The organism is Allorhizobium sp. GW101-3B10 (genome assembly GCF_059424725.1).
The window spans coordinates 407,399-424,714 of record NZ_JBWKZR010000001.1 but is presented as its reverse complement, the minus strand read 5'-3'; the positions used below and the strand labels follow the sequence as shown (position 1 = coordinate 424,714).

The 17,316-nt window shown below is 64.1% G+C and carries 14 protein-coding genes; 9 read left to right on the top strand and 5 right to left on the bottom strand.

Features of this window, described 5'->3' with window-relative positions; translation table 11 throughout:
• Positions 1-68 precede the first annotated feature (68 nt).
• Together AC07Y0_RS01980 and AC07Y0_RS01975 are read right to left on the bottom strand one after the other, a co-directional pair.
• Positions 69-1,658 (bottom strand): DHA2 family efflux MFS transporter permease subunit, encoded by a 1,590-nt coding sequence (locus AC07Y0_RS01980; protein WP_498674034.1) that lies wholly within the window; start codon positions 1,656-1,658, stop codon positions 69-71.
• Positions 1,659-1,683: 25 nt separating this feature from the next.
• Positions 1,684-2,895 (bottom strand): HlyD family secretion protein, encoded by a 1,212-nt coding sequence (locus AC07Y0_RS01975; RefSeq protein WP_498674032.1) that lies wholly within the window; start codon positions 2,893-2,895, stop codon positions 1,684-1,686.
• Between the two features lie 143 nt (positions 2,896-3,038).
• Here AC07Y0_RS01975 and AC07Y0_RS01970 point away from each other — a divergent pair, with 143 nt between their 5' ends.
• The 5 genes from AC07Y0_RS01970 to lysS all read left to right on the top strand — a co-directional run bounded on the left by AC07Y0_RS01970 (position 3,039) and on the right by lysS (position 10,204).
• Positions 3,039-3,740, top strand: a complete 702-nt coding sequence (locus AC07Y0_RS01970) for a TetR/AcrR family transcriptional regulator (RefSeq protein WP_498674029.1) — start codon at positions 3,039-3,041, stop codon at positions 3,738-3,740.
• Between the two features lie 107 nt (positions 3,741-3,847).
• A complete protein-coding gene (locus AC07Y0_RS01965; protein ID WP_498674026.1) occupies positions 3,848-4,606 on the top strand; it encodes a TerC family protein in 759 nt (252 codons plus the stop codon).
• A gap of 165 nt (positions 4,607-4,771) precedes the next feature.
• A complete protein-coding gene (locus AC07Y0_RS01960; protein WP_498674024.1) occupies positions 4,772-6,547 on the top strand; it encodes an SLC13 family permease in 1,776 nt (591 codons plus the stop codon).
• 534 nt (positions 6,548-7,081) lie between these two features.
• Positions 7,082-8,539 (top strand): glutamate--tRNA ligase, encoded by a 1,458-nt coding sequence (gltX, locus tag AC07Y0_RS01955; RefSeq protein ID WP_498674022.1) that lies wholly within the window; start codon positions 7,082-7,084, stop codon positions 8,537-8,539.
• A 165-nt stretch (positions 8,540-8,704) separates the two neighbouring features.
• Positions 8,705-10,204, top strand: coding sequence for a lysine--tRNA ligase (gene lysS, locus AC07Y0_RS01950; RefSeq protein WP_498674020.1), 1,500 nt, complete (start codon positions 8,705-8,707; stop codon positions 10,202-10,204).
• 128 nt (positions 10,205-10,332) lie between these two features.
• Here the strand turns inward: lysS and AC07Y0_RS01945 are convergent, their stop codons facing one another.
• From AC07Y0_RS01945 to AC07Y0_RS01935, 3 genes are all read right to left on the bottom strand, one after another.
• Positions 10,333-11,199, bottom strand: a complete 867-nt coding sequence (locus AC07Y0_RS01945; protein ID WP_498674018.1) for a hypothetical protein — start codon at positions 11,197-11,199, stop codon at positions 10,333-10,335.
• Between the two features lie 205 nt (positions 11,200-11,404).
• A complete protein-coding gene (locus AC07Y0_RS01940) occupies positions 11,405-11,722 on the bottom strand; it encodes an antibiotic biosynthesis monooxygenase family protein (protein WP_498674016.1) in 318 nt (105 codons plus the stop codon).
• A 313-nt stretch (positions 11,723-12,035) separates the two neighbouring features.
• Complete coding sequence (locus AC07Y0_RS01935; RefSeq protein ID WP_498674015.1) at positions 12,036-13,577, bottom strand: hypothetical protein; 1,542 nt, start codon at positions 13,575-13,577, stop codon at positions 12,036-12,038.
• Between the two features lie 242 nt (positions 13,578-13,819).
• Between AC07Y0_RS01935 and AC07Y0_RS01930 the strand changes: the two genes are divergently transcribed.
• From AC07Y0_RS01930 to AC07Y0_RS01915, 4 genes are read left to right on the top strand one after another with little or no spacing between them, the layout of a single operon-like run.
• Positions 13,820-14,707, top strand: a complete 888-nt coding sequence (locus tag AC07Y0_RS01930; protein WP_498674013.1) for a metal ABC transporter substrate-binding protein — start codon at positions 13,820-13,822, stop codon at positions 14,705-14,707.
• Complete coding sequence (locus AC07Y0_RS01925; protein ID WP_498674012.1) at positions 14,704-15,591, top strand: manganese/iron ABC transporter ATP-binding protein; 888 nt, start codon at positions 14,704-14,706, stop codon at positions 15,589-15,591. The genes AC07Y0_RS01930 and AC07Y0_RS01925 overlap by 4 nt, the downstream gene beginning before the upstream one ends.
• The gene (locus tag AC07Y0_RS01920) at positions 15,572-16,432 is read left to right on the top strand and encodes a metal ABC transporter permease (protein WP_498674010.1); all 861 of its coding nucleotides are present in this window, start codon (positions 15,572-15,574) and stop codon (positions 16,430-16,432) included. The genes AC07Y0_RS01925 and AC07Y0_RS01920 overlap by 20 nt, the downstream gene beginning before the upstream one ends.
• Positions 16,429-17,292 (top strand): metal ABC transporter permease, encoded by an 864-nt coding sequence (locus tag AC07Y0_RS01915; RefSeq protein ID WP_498674009.1) that lies wholly within the window; start codon positions 16,429-16,431, stop codon positions 17,290-17,292. The genes AC07Y0_RS01920 and AC07Y0_RS01915 overlap by 4 nt, the downstream gene beginning before the upstream one ends.
• Positions 17,293-17,316 lie beyond the last annotated feature (24 nt).

The following is a 17,316-nucleotide window of genomic DNA, read 5'->3' as shown; positions in this document are numbered from 1 at the left end:
GTCTCCTGTTGGGAAAGACGGTCCTCGGCGCTGCGGTGGATTTCGAAAGAGGGTCCGGAGGGCCCGGATCAGTGGCCGGAGCCTGCCGGCGCGGGCGCACTTGGCTTCTTGATCAGAAGCGTCAGGAAGACCAGCAAGAAGAACAAGGCGGTCAGTCCCATGAAGACGTCGATGAACGACAGCAGCGTGGACTGCTGGGTGATCACGCCGGAGAGCTTCTTGATCGCAACCGCAGTGCCGTCGAGGCCGTAGGAATCGTAATTGGCGCCGACGCTGGCCAGCCAGTCGAGGGCGGCGCGATTGCCCCAGTCGGCATGCTCCGACAGACGGGCATAATGCTCGTCCGAACGCTGGGTCAGCATGGTGTTGATGATGGCGAGCCCGACGGCGCCGCCGAGATTGCGCGTCAGATTGAACAGGCCCGAGGCGTTCTTCATGCGGTCCGGCGGCAGCGTACCGAGCGCGATGTTGTTGATCGGCACCATGCACAGCATCAGCGAGCAGCCGCGGAGGATCTGCGGCAGCAGCAGCTCGTAGAAGTCCCAGTCGGCCGTCATGTAGGTCATGGTGTAGGTGCCGGCAGCGAAGCCGGCGAAACCGATCATCATCATCACCCGCGGGTCGAGCTTGCTCGAAAGCGCACCCGCCACCGGCGCGGTGAGGAACATCGCCGCGCCCGAGACGAACATGGTCTCGCCGATCATCATCGAGTCATAGCCGCGGATGCGGCCGAGATAGACCGGGTAGAGATAGGTGAGCCCGTAGAGACCCACCCCCATGACGAAGGAGAACAGCGAGCCGAAGGCGAAGTTGGCGTTGGAAAACGCCCTGAGGTCGACAACCGGGAAGTCGACCCTGAATACCCGGTGGAAGAAGAAGAACCCACCCGTCACCATGGCCACGGTGCCCATGACAATGTGTTCGTCGTTGAACCAGTCCTTGTTGTTGCCCTCCTCCAGCACGAATTCCATCGTGCCGAGGAAGAGCGCCATCCAGAACAGGCCCCACCAGTCGAACTTCTTCAATAGCTTGAAGTCCGGCTTGTCGAAGTCGATCAGACCGAAGGTCACCGCCGTGACGATGATGCCGGGCACGACGTTGACGAGGAACAGCCAGTGCCAGGACATGGCATGGCTGATGTAGCCGCCGATGGTCGGGCCGATGGTCGGCGCGAGCGTCGCGACCAGACCGATGATCGGCGACACGATGTTGCGCTTGGACGGCGGGAAGATGGTGAAGGCGGCAGCGAACACCGACGGGATCATGCCACCGCCGATGAAACCCTGGATCGCCCGGTAGACGATCATCTGGTCGATATTGGTCGCGGTCGCGGCAAGTGCGCTGGCAAGGGTGAAGCCGGCGGCGGAGAAGGAAAACAGGATGCGGGTCGACAGGATGCGCGCCAGTGCTCCCGACAGCGGAATCATGATGACCTCGGCGATCAGATAGGAGGTCTGCACCCAGGCGATCTCATCGGAGCCGGCGCCGAGACCGGCCTGGATCTCGGCCAGCGAGGCCGAGACGATCTGGATGTCGAGGATCGACATGAACATGCCGAAGACCATCGCGAAAAAGGCGATGACACGCTTCGGATCCATGCGCTCGTCGGCAACCGGCAGCGCCACGGCACCTGCCCCTGTCGTTCCCGCTGCCGCCATTGTCTCGGGCCCCCTGCGATCCGCGTTACTTGGCCACCGGCGCGGCACCTTCCGGCGCCGTGCGCGTGTCGACATCGACCACGACGCTCAAGCCCGCACGCAGATGGCCCGAATCAAGCACGTCCTGCGGAATCTCGATGCGAACGGGAACCCGCTGCACGACCTTGGTGAAATTGCCCGTGGCGTTTTCCGCCGGCAGCATGGAGAAGACCGAACCCGAAGCCGGGGCGATCGACGTCACTGTGCCCTCGATCGCCTGGTCGCCATAGGCATCGACATGGATCGCGACCTTGGAGCCGGGAACCAGCCTGGCGATCTGGGTCTCCTTGAAGTTGGCCTCGATATAGAGTTCCTGGACCGGAACCAGCGCGGCGAGGCGCTTGCCGACCGAAACGAGATCGCCCGTCTGGACCGAAAGGTTGCCGACAATGCCCTCATAGGGGGCCTTGAGCACCGTGAAGGCGAGATCGCGCTCCGCCTTTTCCAGCGACAGCTCGGCCGAGCGCATGCCGGCATCGGCTTCCGCGCGCTGCGCCTTCAGCACGGCAATGCTGGCGTCAGCGGCAGCAATATTGGCGTCGGCGGCGGCAATGCTTGCCTTGGCCTGCTCGAGCTGGGTCCTGGCGCTGTCGAGATCGGCGGTCGAAACCACCTTCTGCTGCTGCAGGTCGCTGACGCGCTTGAGCGAAAGCTCGGCAAGGCTGAGCGTCGCCTGGGCCGACTGCTTCTGTGCCATGGCCTGGGCCAGAGAGGCATCCCCGCCCTTGATCTGGGCGTCGATCCGCGCGAGCGTCAGGCGCTCGACGGCGATCTGTGCCTGGGCCTGCTCGGCGGCGATCCGGTAGTCGCCGTCATCCAGCGTCACCAGCGGATCGCCGGCCTTCACGCGCTGGTTGTTCGTCACCTCGACCGCCTTCACATAACCGGAGACCTTGGGCGAGATGATCGCGATGTCGCCCTCGATATAGGCGTCTTCGGTCGAGACCATGAAGCGTCCTTCGGTCCACCAGCCGTAGCCGTACCAGGCGGCGCCGGCGAAGAGCGCGGCCAGGATCACCGGCAGCACCAGGCTGCGGCGCTTCTTGGGCGCAATCTGTTCTGCGGCGGCGGCCGGGGCAGCCTGCCGTTCCGCCGTCACGCCGGGACGCGCCTCCAGAACGGCAGAGCCGTTTTCGGCTGACTGCGCGTCGATGGCAGCGACAGAGCGGACGGCACCCGTCCTTGAGGATCCTGACATGATCAAACCATTTGTTGGCGAAAAAGGAAATCGGACTGAACCGTTCGGTTCGATTGACATAAAGGCTTTTCTATCACATATCAAGAGCCAGAAAGTCAGTACGTTTCCTATCTGACGGGATGCAGTTAATTTTCGGATAGTCCATGACCCGCAAGCCTAAAAAGGTCGAGGAGATCGCCGCGACCGACTTCCCCTACCCTGTCGTTCCCAACCGCTTTCCGGCCGGTGCGGACCCGGTCAAGCGCGGCCAGATTCTCGACGGCGCCAAACAAGTCTTCATGAAGATGGGCTTCGACGCGGCCAGCATGAACGACGTGACCCGCGAGGCCGGCGTCTCGAAAGGCACGATCTACGTCTACTTCCAGAGCAAGGAAGACCTGTTCGCCGCCCTGATCGAGCGGGAAAAGGGCCGTTTCACCGAAGCGCTGCGCGACATCCTCGCCGAGAGCAAGGATGCCGAACAGGGCCTGCGCCGCTTTGCCACCGTCTTCATCAACCAAATCGTCTCCACCGACATGATCCCGGCGATGCGGATCGTGCTCGGCGTCGTCGACCGCATGCCCGGCCTTTGCCATCGCTTCCTGTCCAATGCCCCGGCCAATGCCCGCAGCGTTTTGGAGGACTTCATCCGCCGGCAGATCGAAGAGGGTGCGCTGAAGACCGAGGATCCCGATCTCGCCGCCCGCCAGTTCATCGATCTCTCCACCGGCACCTATTTCAAGCAGCGCCTGTTCGGCGAGATGCGGCGCGACCCGACGCGCGAGGAGATCGACCGGGTGGTCGAAAGCGCCGTGCGGGTATTCCTGTGCGCCTACGGGACGCAATCCTGCTCGAAGCCGGGCTGAGGCCGTAAGGACAATCTTTTTGACCCGCTCTTTGCGCCGGCCCTTGCCCTTGCGAGGGCCTTGCTCCATTTGTTGCAGCGACCGCCAATGCAAACCGGAAAGAGCTCATGCAGGAAATCCTCCTCCTCCTTCAGGATCCCGCCGCCTGGATCGCCCTCATCACCCTCGTGGTGATGGAAGTCGTCCTCGGCATCGACAACCTCGTCTTCATTTCCATCCTGACCAACAAGCTCCCGGCAGAACAGCGTGAAAGAGCACGGCGCATCGGCATCGGCCTGGCGCTCATCATGCGCCTCGCCCTGCTCGGCACCGTCGCCTATATCGTCAAGCTGACCACACCACTGTTCGAAGCCTTCGGCCACGGGTTCTCGTGGAAGGACCTGATCCTGATCGCCGGCGGCCTGTTCCTCGTCTGGAAGGCGACCAAGGAAATCCACCACAGCGTCGATCCGGTCGACCACGACGAAGATTTCATCGCTTCTTCGAAATCGGGAACGATGACCGCCGCCATCGGCCAGATCCTGCTGCTTGACCTGGTCTTCTCGGTCGACAGCATCATCACCGCCGTCGGCATGACCGACCACCTGCCGATCATGATCGCCGCCGTGGTCATCGCCGTGGCCGTCATGCTCATCGCAGCGACTCCGCTGGCCAACTTCATTGAGAAGAACCCGACCATCGTCATGCTGGCGCTCGGCTTCCTGCTGATGATCGGCATGACCCTGATCGCTGACGGCATGGGCTTCCATGTGCCGAAGGGCTACGTCTACGCCGCCATGGCCTTCTCCGGCCTCGTCGAGGTATTGAACATGTTCGCACGGCGCAAACGACAGGCCGAGAAGGTATCGAAGACCAAGCTGCACTGAGCCGGCGACCTTCGCCGACAGGGACACATAAGAGAGGCCCGCGACCGCGTCGCGGGCCTCCATTTTTGGCGCAATGCTCTCGCGCCAGGAACAAAGCCAATGCGGCGGCATTGATAGCGACCGCCTGCCCTCTATATCTCCTCGACACAACACATCCGGAGTCCCATGACCACCGAGCAAATCCTTGCCTTCGCTGTCATCGGTGCGATGATGGTCGCCTTTCTCTGGGACCGTCTGCGCTATGACGTGGTCGCCTGCGTTACCCTGATTGTCGCCGTGGCCCTGGGTCTGGTTCCCGCCGCAGAGGCCTTCTCCGGCTTCAGCGACGACATCGTCATCATCGTCGGCAGCGCCCTTGTGGTCAGCGCCGGCGTGGCGCGGTCCGGTATCGTCGACTTCGCCATCAAGAAATTCTTCCCCTCGCTCACCTCGATCCGCGGCCAGATGCTGCTTCTGGTCGTGACGGTGACGATCCTGTCGGCCTTCATCAAGAACATCGGCGCGCTGGCGATCATGATGCCGGTCGCCTTCCAGTTTGCCCGGCGCTCCGGCACGCCGGTCTCCGCTTTCTTGATGCCGATGGCCTTTGGCGCCCTGCTCGGCGGCCTGATGACGCAGATCGGCACCTCGCCGAACATCGTCGTGTCGCGCCTGCGCGCCGAGATTACCGGCGAAGCCTTCTCCATGTTCGACTTCACCCCGGTCGGTGCGACGCTCGCCCTTGCCGGCACAATTTTCCTGATGTTCTTCTACTGGCTGGTGCCAAAGCGCGAGAACCAGACCCCCTCCCTCCAGGAAGCGCTGGAAAGCTCGACCTTCTCCACGGAGGCGACCGTCGGCAAGCAGTCGCCCTTCCTCGGCAAGTCTCTCAACCAGCTCCTGGCGATCGCGCCGGGCGAAGTCATCGCCACGGCGATCCTGCGCGGCCACACCCGCATCTCGCCATTCCCCGACATCGTGCTGAAGGAAAACGACGCGGTCCTGCTGGAGGGCACATCCGAACCCCTCGACCGCATCGTCTCCCAGGCCAAGCTTTTGCTGTCCGGCAAACCGATCGGAAAAAGCGAGACGAAGGCCAGCGGCGAGATCGCCGCGATCGAGGCAGTCATCAGCCGCGACTCCGCCCTCATCGGCCTGTCCGCCCGCGAGCTCTCGCTCTACAACACGTATGGAGTCAATCTCCTCGCCGTTAGCCGCAAGGGCAAGCGCATCCGCGAACGTCTAGGCCAACTGACGCTGCGCTCCGGCGATGTCGTGGTGCTGCAGGGCCAGCGCCAGGCCCTGCCCGGCCTGCTGCTCGAACTCGGCTGCCTGCCGCTTGCCGAACGCGAGATCCTGCTCGGCACCAGCCGCAGCGCGATGGTGCCGCTGGCGATCCTCGTCGCCGCCATGGGCGCCACGGCACTCGGCCTTGCCCCGGTACCCGTCGCCTTCTTCGCCGCAGCGCTGGCCATGGTCATCCTGAAAGTCATCCCGCTCAGCGAGATCTACCGCGCGGTGGACGGTCCGATCCTCGTCATGCTCGCCGCCCTTATCCCGGTCAGCGACACGCTGCGCACCACAGGGGCAAGCGAAGTGATCGCCGGCTGGCTCGGCACGGCCGCGGACGGACTGCCCGCCTATGGCGCGCTGACCCTGATCCTCGTCACGGCCATGGCGGTCACACCGTTCCTCAACAACGCCGCTACCGTGCTGGTCATGGCACCGATCGCCGCCAGCTTCGCCGCCGGTCTCGGCTACAAGCCGGACGCCTTCCTGATGGCGGTCGCCATCGGCGCCGGCTCGGACTTCCTCACCCCGATCGGCCACCAGTGCAACACGCTGGTCATGGGTCCCGGCGGCTATCGCTTCAGCGACTATCCGCGTCTCGGCCTGCCGCTGTCGATCATCATCATCGTGGTGTCGATCCCGATGCTGCTGCTCGTCTGGCCCGTTCAGTAGGAAGACCCCGAGCGTCGACACAAGGACAGGCCCGCTTAAAAGCCGGGCCTGCTTTCGTATCAGCGGTCGGATCGTCTATCCCTGGGCACCAAAAAGGAAAAGCCTGCATCGGCGGGATGCAGGCTTTCCTCGGGGCGGGAGACTAGGAACGAGCGCGGGCCGAACGGGTAAGAGGCTCGTCTGCCGTTTCGTTGGCTACGGAGAGAAACCGGAAAAATCTCCGTATTCCCCTTTTCCCGTCGCGTCCGGTTGGCACGACCTGCGCTCTGTTCACAAAACGACGGTGCCATGCTTTGGTTCCCGAGCCCCGCGATTTCCTAAAACTTGCGTTGGAACACGGCTGCCATGCCGCGCGCACCTGCAGTTTTCCTTGACGCCTGCGGCTGAATATGGCCTAAGGCCAACCGACGGAATTGACGGCATGGGCGTGTTTATAAGGCCTTTTCTCGTCTTTCCGCCCGATTGTTTTCCATTTTTTCGCTGATCCTGCGGCCACCGCTCGATCACCCCGCACGTCACTACGAGCAAGATTCCATGAGCACTTCCGGCGTCCGCGTCCGCATCGCACCCTCCCCGACCGGCGAACCCCATGTCGGCACCGCCTATATCGCGCTGTTCAATTATCTCTTCGCCAAGAAACACGGCGGCGAGTTCATTCTGCGCATCGAGGACACCGATGCGACGCGCTCCACGGCCGAGTTCGAGCAGAAGGTGCTGGATGCGCTGAAATGGACCGGCCTGAGCTGGTCGGAAGGCCCCGATGTCGGCGGCCCCTACGGCCCCTACCGCCAGTCCGAGCGCAAGGACATATACCGTCCCTTCGTCGAGCAGATGGTGCGTGACGGCCATGCCTTCCGCTGCTTCTGCACGCCCGAGCGCCTGGAAATGATGCGCGACGCCCAGCGCGCCAAGGGCCTGCCGCCGGGCTATGACGGCCACTGCCTCAACCTCAAGGCCGAGGAAGTCACCGAACGCATGGAATCCGGCGAACCGTCGGTCGTGCGCCTGAAGATTCCGACCGAAGGCTCCTGCGATTTCCACGACGGCGTCTATGGCGACGTGTCCATTCCGTGGGAAAGCGTCGACATGCAGGTCCTCCTGAAGGCCGACGGCATGCCGACCTATCACATGGCCAATGTCGTCGACGACCATCTGATGAAGATCACCCACGTCGCGCGTGGCGAGGAGTGGCTGGCCTCGGTGCCGAAGCACATCCTGATCTACAAATATCTCGGCCTCGAGCCGCCGAAGTTCATGCACCTGTCGCTGATGCGCAATGCCGACAAGTCCAAGCTGTCGAAGCGCAAGAACCCGACCTCGATCTCCTACTACTCGGCCCTCGGCTACCTGCCGGAAGCCCTGATGAACTTCCTCGGCCTGTTCTTCATCCAGATCGCCGAAGGCGAGGAACTGCTGACCATGGATGAGCTGGCGGAGAAGTTCGACCCCGACCACCTCAACAAGGCCGGCGCGATCTTCGACGTGCAGAAGCTCGACTGGCTGAACGGCCGCTGGATCCGCGAGAAGCTGTCGTCTGACGACTTCCTGTCCCGCGTCTTCGGCTGGGCCTCGGAGAACGATCGCCTGACGGAAGGCCTGAAGCTGGCCCAGAGCCGCATTTCCAAGCTCGGCGAACTGCCGCAGCTTTCCGGCTTCCTGCTTGCCAGCGACGTCGGCCTGACGCCCGCCTCGTTTGCCGGTCTCAAGACCTCGCCGGCCGAAACGCTGGAAATCGTCAACACGGTGGCCTTCGATCTCGAGAAGATCCTCGAATGGAATGTCGAAACGATCGAGCAGGAACTGCGCGACATCGCCGACCGCCTCGGCAAGAAGCTGCGCGTGGTCACCCCGCCGCTCTTCGTCGCCATGTCCGGCTCGGCGCGCTCGCTGCCGCTGTTCGATTCGATGGCGCTGCTCGGCCGTTCGGTCGTGCGCCAGCGCCTGAAGGTTGCAAGCCAGGTGCTGACCGCCATGGTGGGTGCCCAGAACTGACTTGAGATAGTGCCCCTCATCCGCCTGCCGGCACCTTCTCCCCGCGAGCGGGGAGAAGGCCACAAGCGGCGCCGCAGGCAGCCCCCTCTTCCCGCTTGCGAGGAGGGGCAGGGTGAGGGGCAAAGACATACGGCAGAGGCCAGAGGCCGCCACAGGAACGACACGATGACCGAACAGAAGACCGCAGCACCCGCCCTCTCCTCCGACGTGACCGAAGTCCGCGCCCAGAAGCTCGCCCTCCTGCGCCAGCAGATCGGCGACGTGTATCCGGCGCATTTCCACCGCACCATCACCAATGCGGAGCTTGCCGAGAAATATGCCGACCTGGAGCTCGACACCGAATCCGGCGATATCGTCACTGTCGCCGGCCGTGTCTACTCGTCGCGCAATTCCGGCATGTTCATGGACATCCATGACGCCTCGGGCAAGATCCAGATCTTCTCCCACAAGGACACGACGCCGGAGGAAGCCCGTGCGCTTCTGCCGATGATCGACCTCGGCGACATCATCGGCGTGACCGGTGCGGTGCGCCGCACCAAGCGCGGCGAGCTGACGATCAATGCGCATGAGATCACCATGCTCACCAAGTCGCTGCTGCCGATGCCGGAAAAATATCACGGCCTCGCCGACATCGAGACGCGCTACCGCAAGCGCCACCTCGACCTTTTGACCAACGAGGAATCCAAGCTGCGCTTCCAGCAGCGCTCGAAGATCATCTCGGGCGTGCGTCGCTTCATGGAAAACGACGGCTTCATGGAAGTCGAGACCCCCATGCTGCAGACGATCTATGGCGGCGCCACGGCCGAGCCCTTCAAGACCCACCACAATACGCTGAAGATGGACATGTTCCTGCGCATCGCGCCGGAACTCTATCTCAAGCGCACGCTGGTTTCCGGCCTGTCGGACAAGGTCTTCGAGATCAACCGCAACTTCCGCAACGAAGGCGTCTCCACCCGGCACAATCCGGAATTCACCATGATGGAGTGCTACTGGGCCTATGCCGACTACGAGGACATCATGGACCTCGTCGAGCGCATGTTCTCGGAACTGGCAATGACCATCCACGGCACCACGGAAGTGCCCTATGGCGACAAGGTTTTGTCCTTCAAGGGCCCGTTCCGCCGCATTTCCATGCCCGGCGCCGTCAAGGAAAAGACCGGCATCGACTTCCTCGCCATCAAGACCGACGAGGAGGCGCGCGCCGCCGCCCGCCATGCCGGCTTCGAGGTCGAGAAGGATTCCACCTGGGGCGAATGCCTCGCCTTCGTCTTCGAGGAAACCGTCGAGGGCGACCTCATCCAGCCGGCCCACGTCATCCACTTCCCGAAGGACATCTCGCCCTTTGCCAAGGAAGTGCCGGGCGAGCCGCGCCTGGTCGAGCGCTTCGAGACCTATGTCAACGGCTGGGAACTCGGGAATGCCTTCTCCGAACTCAACGATCCGGAAGAGCAGCGCACCCGCATGGTCGAGCAACTGACACAGGCCCATGCCCGCGGCGAAAAGGAAAAGGCCCTCGACGAGGACTTCCTCGATGCCATGGACCAGGGCATGCCGCCCGCCGGAGGCCTCGGCGTCGGCGTCGACCGCCTGATCATGGTGCTGACCAACGCGCCGTCGATCCGCGACGTCATCCTCTTCCCGGCCCGCCGCCACAAGGGCGACTGAGCGGCGCAACAAAGGGACAAGACAAACAAAGGCAACCCTCGCGGGTTGCCTTTGTTGTTTCTGGCGCCGGAACCAGGACGACCTCGCGCTGGCCGAAGGACAGGGCAAGGGTGCCGATCACCGCCTGCTCACTCCTCGGAAAATGACCACGTCACGCGCGCCTCCAGAGGCGCTGCGACTTGGCCGGAATTGTGCGAGGCCGAGCCTGCGGCCGCGACCTCGGCGACGCCGGTCCAGGCGCCGTCCCGCCCGGCGGGCTGATCGAAGAGTTCGATGACCTGCTTGCCCTCGATGAGCGGCACCGCCCTCTCGTCGGTGAACGCTCCAGGTCCCAGCGTCACCGGAACCGCGAGCTTGGCGGCGGAAAGCCGCAGGCTCATATGGCCCGTCTGCCGGTCGAGGGTGAGTTCGACGGCACAGACGGCGTCCATCAGGCCGAAATCGTCCTTGGGCAGCGTTAGGCTGCCATTGCGGGTGAAACGGTAGGCGCGGGCCGGCTCCGGCGGCGAGATATTGACGCCGCTCAGCACGTCCTCGACCACCAGCGTGCCAGACGCGCAGGTGCCGGCGCGATCGGCGGCGAAATTGCCGTAGCGGCCGGGCTGCTGGCCGGTCATCTGCAGGAAGGGATTGCCACTGCCCGTCTTGGCGAATTCCATCATCGTCCGGGCCAGGCATTGCTGGTCTTCGCCGCAGGCATCGATCTTCGCCTTCAGATCCTCCATCGCCGGCGGCAGTGCGGCGTCGGCCTTGCTCGCGGAGACGATGGGTAAACCGTCATTGCCGACATCGACGACGGCAAACGCGATTTCCAGCGTCCGCCGCGCCTCGATGGCCGCCCATTCCACACCGTTGGGAAGATCGACGCGATTCCTGCCGGAAAGTTCGATGCGGACATCGAGCCTGCCGCGCGGATTGCCGGCAAACGGGTCCTGCGCGCAGGCCATGGTAGCGGACGTCAGAAACAGGCTCGACAAGGCAAGGACAAGGCGCACGGCAACCTCCGGCAATCGCATGCACCTGTCATAGCGATCCGTGACTTTCGCGCCAACACGGCGAGGAGGGCAAAGAACTATGAGAAACTGCAAAGAGTTATGCGCGACTGCCGGCCTGTGGGGCCGGCAGGGACCGGGGCGGAATCGACCGCCCCGACGGCGACAGGTCGCTGGCACGGTGCAGCCGTGGGCGCCGGGAGCCGGCCTACCGTTCGAGGGTGAAGACGACTTCGTAGAGGCCGGGGTTTGCCACGCCGTATTTCTTGTTCTCCGCGATCAGTCCCCTGGCATTCAGTCGGTCGATGACCCGCCGGGCTGCGTCCATACTCTCCGTCTGGGCGTAGTTGACGACCCGTGTGCCATCGAGACATCGGTGAAGACTGGCCGAAATCCAGCCAGGCTCCTCGCGAGCCACCCTCGCCGCCTCGACGAGAAAGGCGACCATCGCGTCCTGCCCGCCTGGCGGAACCGTAAAGACATTGATCTGCGTAACGATGGCGGTATTCGCAAGGATGATGGGCATGTGCGTTCTCCAGGGTTGGAGGCGCGGCAGCCGGCGTCAGGACGCGAACAAGTTCAGGCACGCGTCAAGCCGCCGGTCTTCGCGCCGGTTGCTTGCCGCGGGTCCGCCGAAGGGGCGGTACGGAGCCTTCCATGGGAAGAGAACGGGCTTACCATTGCCGTCCTGGGTCCTTTTCGACAGGTCCAGACTAGCGAATGACGCCCGGAGCGGCAAGACCGTATGCCGGGCTGGTCCGACCGATCGCAATGTCAGCCCCGTGTCGGGCATTTGCCGGAATACCGGCCTCGATGCCGGCTCTCGGCCAGGGCACGCCTCAGTGGGTCGCTTCGGCGTGCTTTTCGGCATCGGCCTTGGCGCTTGCCTTCGGCGGCAGGATGTCGGAATCCTCGGCCGGCATCTCGCCTGCTCCCGGTGCGGCCGTCACGCCTTCGAGCGGTTGCGACCTCAGTTTCTCCAGCCATGCGGCGCCGGCGGATTTCGCCTTGCCTTCCGCAGCAGGCTCGGGTGCAGCTTCGTGTTCCGCAGCCGCGGCGTCTTCGGTCGGTGCGGGGTCATGCGCCGCCGGTGCCGCTGCCTCTTCCGTTTTGGCCGGAGCGGCGTCGTGGCCGGCAGCAGTGCCGTCCGGCGTCGCAGGCGCGGGCGATTCTTCATCGCTGCCAAGCACCATGCCCTTCAGCGACGAGAACCAGCCGCCGCTCTCGGCCGGTTCGACCGCCTTGGCATGAGCGTCAGCCTCGGCTGCATGGGCCACAGCTTCGTCCTGCCCGCCTTCGCCAACCGGCATTTGGTGGGCGGGAGCCGCTTCGGCGGCATGGCCCGCATCCGCGCCATGCACGTCGGTTTCAACCGGCGCAGCAGGATGGGCATCCGCAGGGGCCGCGTCATGGGCGCTCGCCGGTTCGTCGGCGGGCGCTTCCGCGTGGCCATCGGCCGGAGCGACCGCATGGTCCGCCGGAGCGGCGTCGTGACCATCGGCGGGCAACGCCTCGCCGGTTCCGGCATCAGCACCGTGGCCATCTTCGGCCGGCGCTTTCTCATCCGAGCCGAACACCATTCCGGTGACCGAATCGAGCCAGCCCTTGCTTTCCGCAGGACCCTGCTCGGGCGCTGCGGCGCCATGCGCATCGGTTGCGGCTTCCGCGCCATGCTCCGCGGCGGGTGCTTCCGCTCCGTGGCCCTCGGCAGGCGCGGCCTCTCCATGACCCTCGGCGGGCGCAACCTCTCCATGGCCGGCCGGCGCACCGTGCTCGGCAGGCGCCCCGTGCCCCTCGGGAATGACCACTTCGGGCTTGATGCAATCGGTCTTGTCGTCCAGCCGGGCGACCAGTTTCTCGATCTCCGCCTCGGGAAGGGCGATCTTCTCGCCGTAGAACAACCCTTCGGCATTCGCGAGCTTGTCGACATAGCGCGCGGTGAACACCTGGCCGTTCGCCTCCTCCGGCACGCGGCTCGGATCGGCAATGTAGACGACGTCGGCGCCGACGGCGCGGCCACGCATCGCCGAACGGTCGGTCGGCCCGTTCTTGTCGAGCACGACCACCTGCACCAGATCCGGCTTCTCACGCTCATAGAGGGTTCGCGCCACGCGAAGTGCGGTCTTGACGCGCGTCATGCCGTCGCCGGGGTCATCGGTGGTGATGTATTTCCGGACCCAGAAACGGTCCTTCTTCTTGATCGTGACGGTCTGGACCTCGGTGCATTCGAGGCCGTTCAGGTCCGCATAGGACGGACCGAGGATGACGTCGGCGCCGATGAACACGGCCGCGGCACCGGTCGCACCGCACAGGACAAGCACGCCGCCAAAGGCGAGGACGATCTTGCGAGAGATCCGGATCTTGCTGAAAAGACCCTTCACGCCATGAACTCCGACATCAATCCCGCCCCGCCGCAACACGCAATACTGACGTCGATACTTGCCACAACGGTCTTGATGAAGGTTTAATCCGCTCGCGACAATCCTCTGCACGTCGCCCGGCCTGCCGTCAGAACCTCCGATTTTTTCGTCTTTTTGCGAGCCATTCGCAAAAAGCATTGACAATCGGATTTTCCACCTTAGCTTTTAATGAGAATTATTCGCAAGAAGCCCCAGGAGTTTTCATGCTGCCCCGCATCGCCGGCTTTCTCGCTGCCGCCCTCATCCTGCTGCCGCTCCCGCTTGCCGCTGCGGAAAAGCCGAAGGTCATCACCACCTTCACCGTGATCGCCGACATTGCCCGAAACGTCGCGGGCGACATGGCCGAAGTCGACAGCATCACCAAGCCGGGTGCCGAGATCCACAACTACCAGCCGACCCCGCGCGACATCCTGAAGGCACGCGATGCCGACCTCGTGCTGTGGAACGGCCTCAACCTGGAACGCTGGTTCGAAAAATTCCTCGCCAATCTCGGCTCGGTGCCGGCCGCCGTCATCAGCGACGGCGTCCAGCCGATCAGCATTTCCGGCGGCGGCTATGACGGCAAGCCCAACCCGCATGCCTGGATGTCGCCGGACAATGCGCTGATCTATGTGGAGAACATTCGCAAGGCGCTGGCCGAAGTCGATCCCGACCATGCCGAGGCCTATGCTGCGAACGCCAAGGCCTATTCCGACCAGATCCGCGCCGAGATCGAGCCGATGAAGGCTAAGATCGCCGCCCTGCCGGCCGAAAAGCGCTGGCTGGTGACCAGCGAGGGCGCCTTCTCCTATCTCGCCCGTGATCTGGGCCTGAAGGAACTCTTCCTTTGGCCGGTCAATGCCGATGCGCAGGGCACGCCTCAGCAGGTGCGCGCCGTAATCGACGCCATACGCGAAAACCGGATCGCCGTGATCTTCTCCGAGAGCACGATCTCCGACAAGCCTGCCCGCCAGGTGGCTGAGGAGACCGGGGCTGCCTATGGCGGCGTTCTCTATGTCGACTCGCTGAGCGAGGAAGGCGGCCCGGTTCCGACCTATCTCGACCTGCTGAAGGTCACCGTCTCGACCATCGCGGAGGGGCTCGCCCGATGATCATGGGACCCAGCACCAGAACACTGCCCGAGGGCCTGACCGCCAAGAACGTGACGGTCACCTACCGCAACGGCCTGACGGCGCTCAAAGCCGCAAGCTTCTCCATCCCGAAAGGCACGATCACCGCGCTCGTCGGCGTCAACGGCGCCGGCAAGTCGACCCTGTTCAAGGCCATCATGGGTTTCGTTCCGCTCGCCGCGGGCGAAATCAGCGTGCTCGGCATGAGCGTGCGCCAGGCCCAGCGCCAGAACCTCATCGCCTATGTGCCCCAGGCCGAGGAGGTCGATTGGGACTTTCCGGTCCTGGTCGAGGACGTGGTGATGATGGGCCGCTACGGCCACATGAACTTCTTCCGCATCCCCTCGCGCACCGACCACAAGATGGTCGCCGATGCGCTGGCGCGGGTCGGAATGAGCGATTTCCGCAAGCGCCAGATCGGCGAGCTTTCCGGCGGCCAGCGCAAGCGCGTCTTCCTCGCCCGGGCACTTGCCCAGGAAGGACAGGTGATCCTGCTCGACGAACCCTTCACCGGCGTCGACGTCAACACCGAGGAGCAGATCGTCGCATTGATGCGGGACCTGCGCGCCGAAGGGCGCGTCATGCTGGTCTCGACCCACAATCTCGGCAGCGTGCCGGAATTCTGCGACCGCACCATCTTCGTCAAGGGCACGGTGATCGCGTCCGGCCCGACCGAGGAAACCTTCACCGAGGACAACCTGAAGACCGCCTTCGGCGGGGCCTTGCGCCACTTCGTTCTCGGCGGCGCCGACCTGCATGACGACGCCGATGCGCGCCAGTTGAAGGTCATCACCGACGACGAACGTCCTTTCGTCATCTACGGCAAGCCGCAGACGGGAAAAGCCGATGACAAGCCTTCTGCTTGAGCCTTTCACCTATGACTACATGCGCAACGCCATCCTGGTGAGCGCGCTGGTCGGCGGGGTCTGCGGTTTCCTCTCCGCCTATCTGATGCTGAAGGGCTGGTCGCTGATCGGCGACGCCCTCTCGCATGCCATCGTCCCGGGCGTCGCCGGCGCCTACATGCTCGGCTTGCCCTTTGCCTTCGGCGCCTTCATCTCCGGCGGGCTTGCCGCCGCCGCCATGCTCTTCCTCAACCAGCGCACGCGGCTCAAGGAAGACGCGATCATCGGCCTGATCTTCACCTCCTTCTTCGGTCTCGGCCTGTTCATGGTCTCGCTCTCGCCGGTGTCGGTGAACATCCAGACCATCGTGCTCGGCAACATTCTCGCCATCACCCCGGCCGACACGCTGCAGCTCGTCCTGATCGGCGGCGTCAGCCTCGTGGTGCTGACGGCCAAGTGGAAGGACTTCATGGTCGCCTTCTTCGACGAGAACCATGCCCGATCGATCGGCCTGCGCCCCGACCTCCTGAAAATCGTCTTCTTCACCCTGCTGGCGGGTTCGACGGTCGCCGCCCTCCAGACGGTCGGCGCCTTCCTCGTCGTCGCCATGGTCGTGACGCCAGGCGCCACCGCCTATCTCCTCACCGACCGCTTCCAGCGGCTGATCGTGCTCGCCTTCCTGATCGGCGCTGGAACGAGCTTCACCGGCGCCTATGCGAGCTATTTCCTCGACGGGGCCACGGGCGGCGTCATCGTCGTGCTGCAGACCGCACTCTTCCTGCTCGCCTTCGTCTTCGCGCCGAAGCACGGCCTCATCGCCGCCCGCCGGCGCGCGGCCGAAGCCCTGGAGCCGACGCCATGAACAACGAGACCTTCGAGCTTCTGCTTCTGCCGTTCCAGCTGCCCTTCATGCAGTCGGCCTTCGCGGTGACCCTGATGATCGCCGTTCCGATGGCGCTGCTCTCCTGCTTCCTGGTGCTCAAGGGCTGGTCGCTGATGGGCGATGCGGTGTCCCATGCCGTGCTGCCCGGCGTCGTCATCGCCTACATGGTCGGCCTGCCACTCGCCGTCGGTGCCTTCGTCGCCGGCATGATCTGCGCGCTCGCCACCGGTTATGTGAAGGAGAACAGCCGGATCAAGGAAGACACGGTGCTCGGCATCGTCTTCTCCGGCATGTTCGGCCTCGGCATCATACTCTTCGTCAAGGTCGAATCCGACGTCCATCTCGACCATATCCTGTTCGGGGACATGCTCGGCATCCTGCCCTCCGATCTCGTCGAGACCGGCCTGATCGCCCTTTCCGCAACCGCCTTCCTGGTGATCCTGCGCAAGGATCTCCTGGCCCATGCCTTCGATCCGCAGCACGCCCGCGCCATCGGCCTGCCGGTACGCCTTCTGCACTACGGCCTGCTGGCCGTCCTGTCGCTGACCGTCGTCGGCGCACTGAAGGCGGTCGGCATCATCCTCTCGGTCGCCATGCTGGTTGCGCCCGGCGCGATTGCCTTCCTGATCACCCGCCGATTCCAGACCATGCTGGTGGCCGCCGTCGTCGTCGCGGTCACAGCAACCGTGCTCGGCATCTATCTCAGCTTCCTGATCGACAGCGCACCGGCGCCGACCATCGTCCTGCTGATGACTGCGATGTTCATTCTCGCCTTCCTGCGCACCGTATGGAAGTCGCGGGACCTGCGCAGGCAGCCTCAGCCGGAGATCGACGCTTAGCCGCGCCGGAATTGCCTTGAGTCA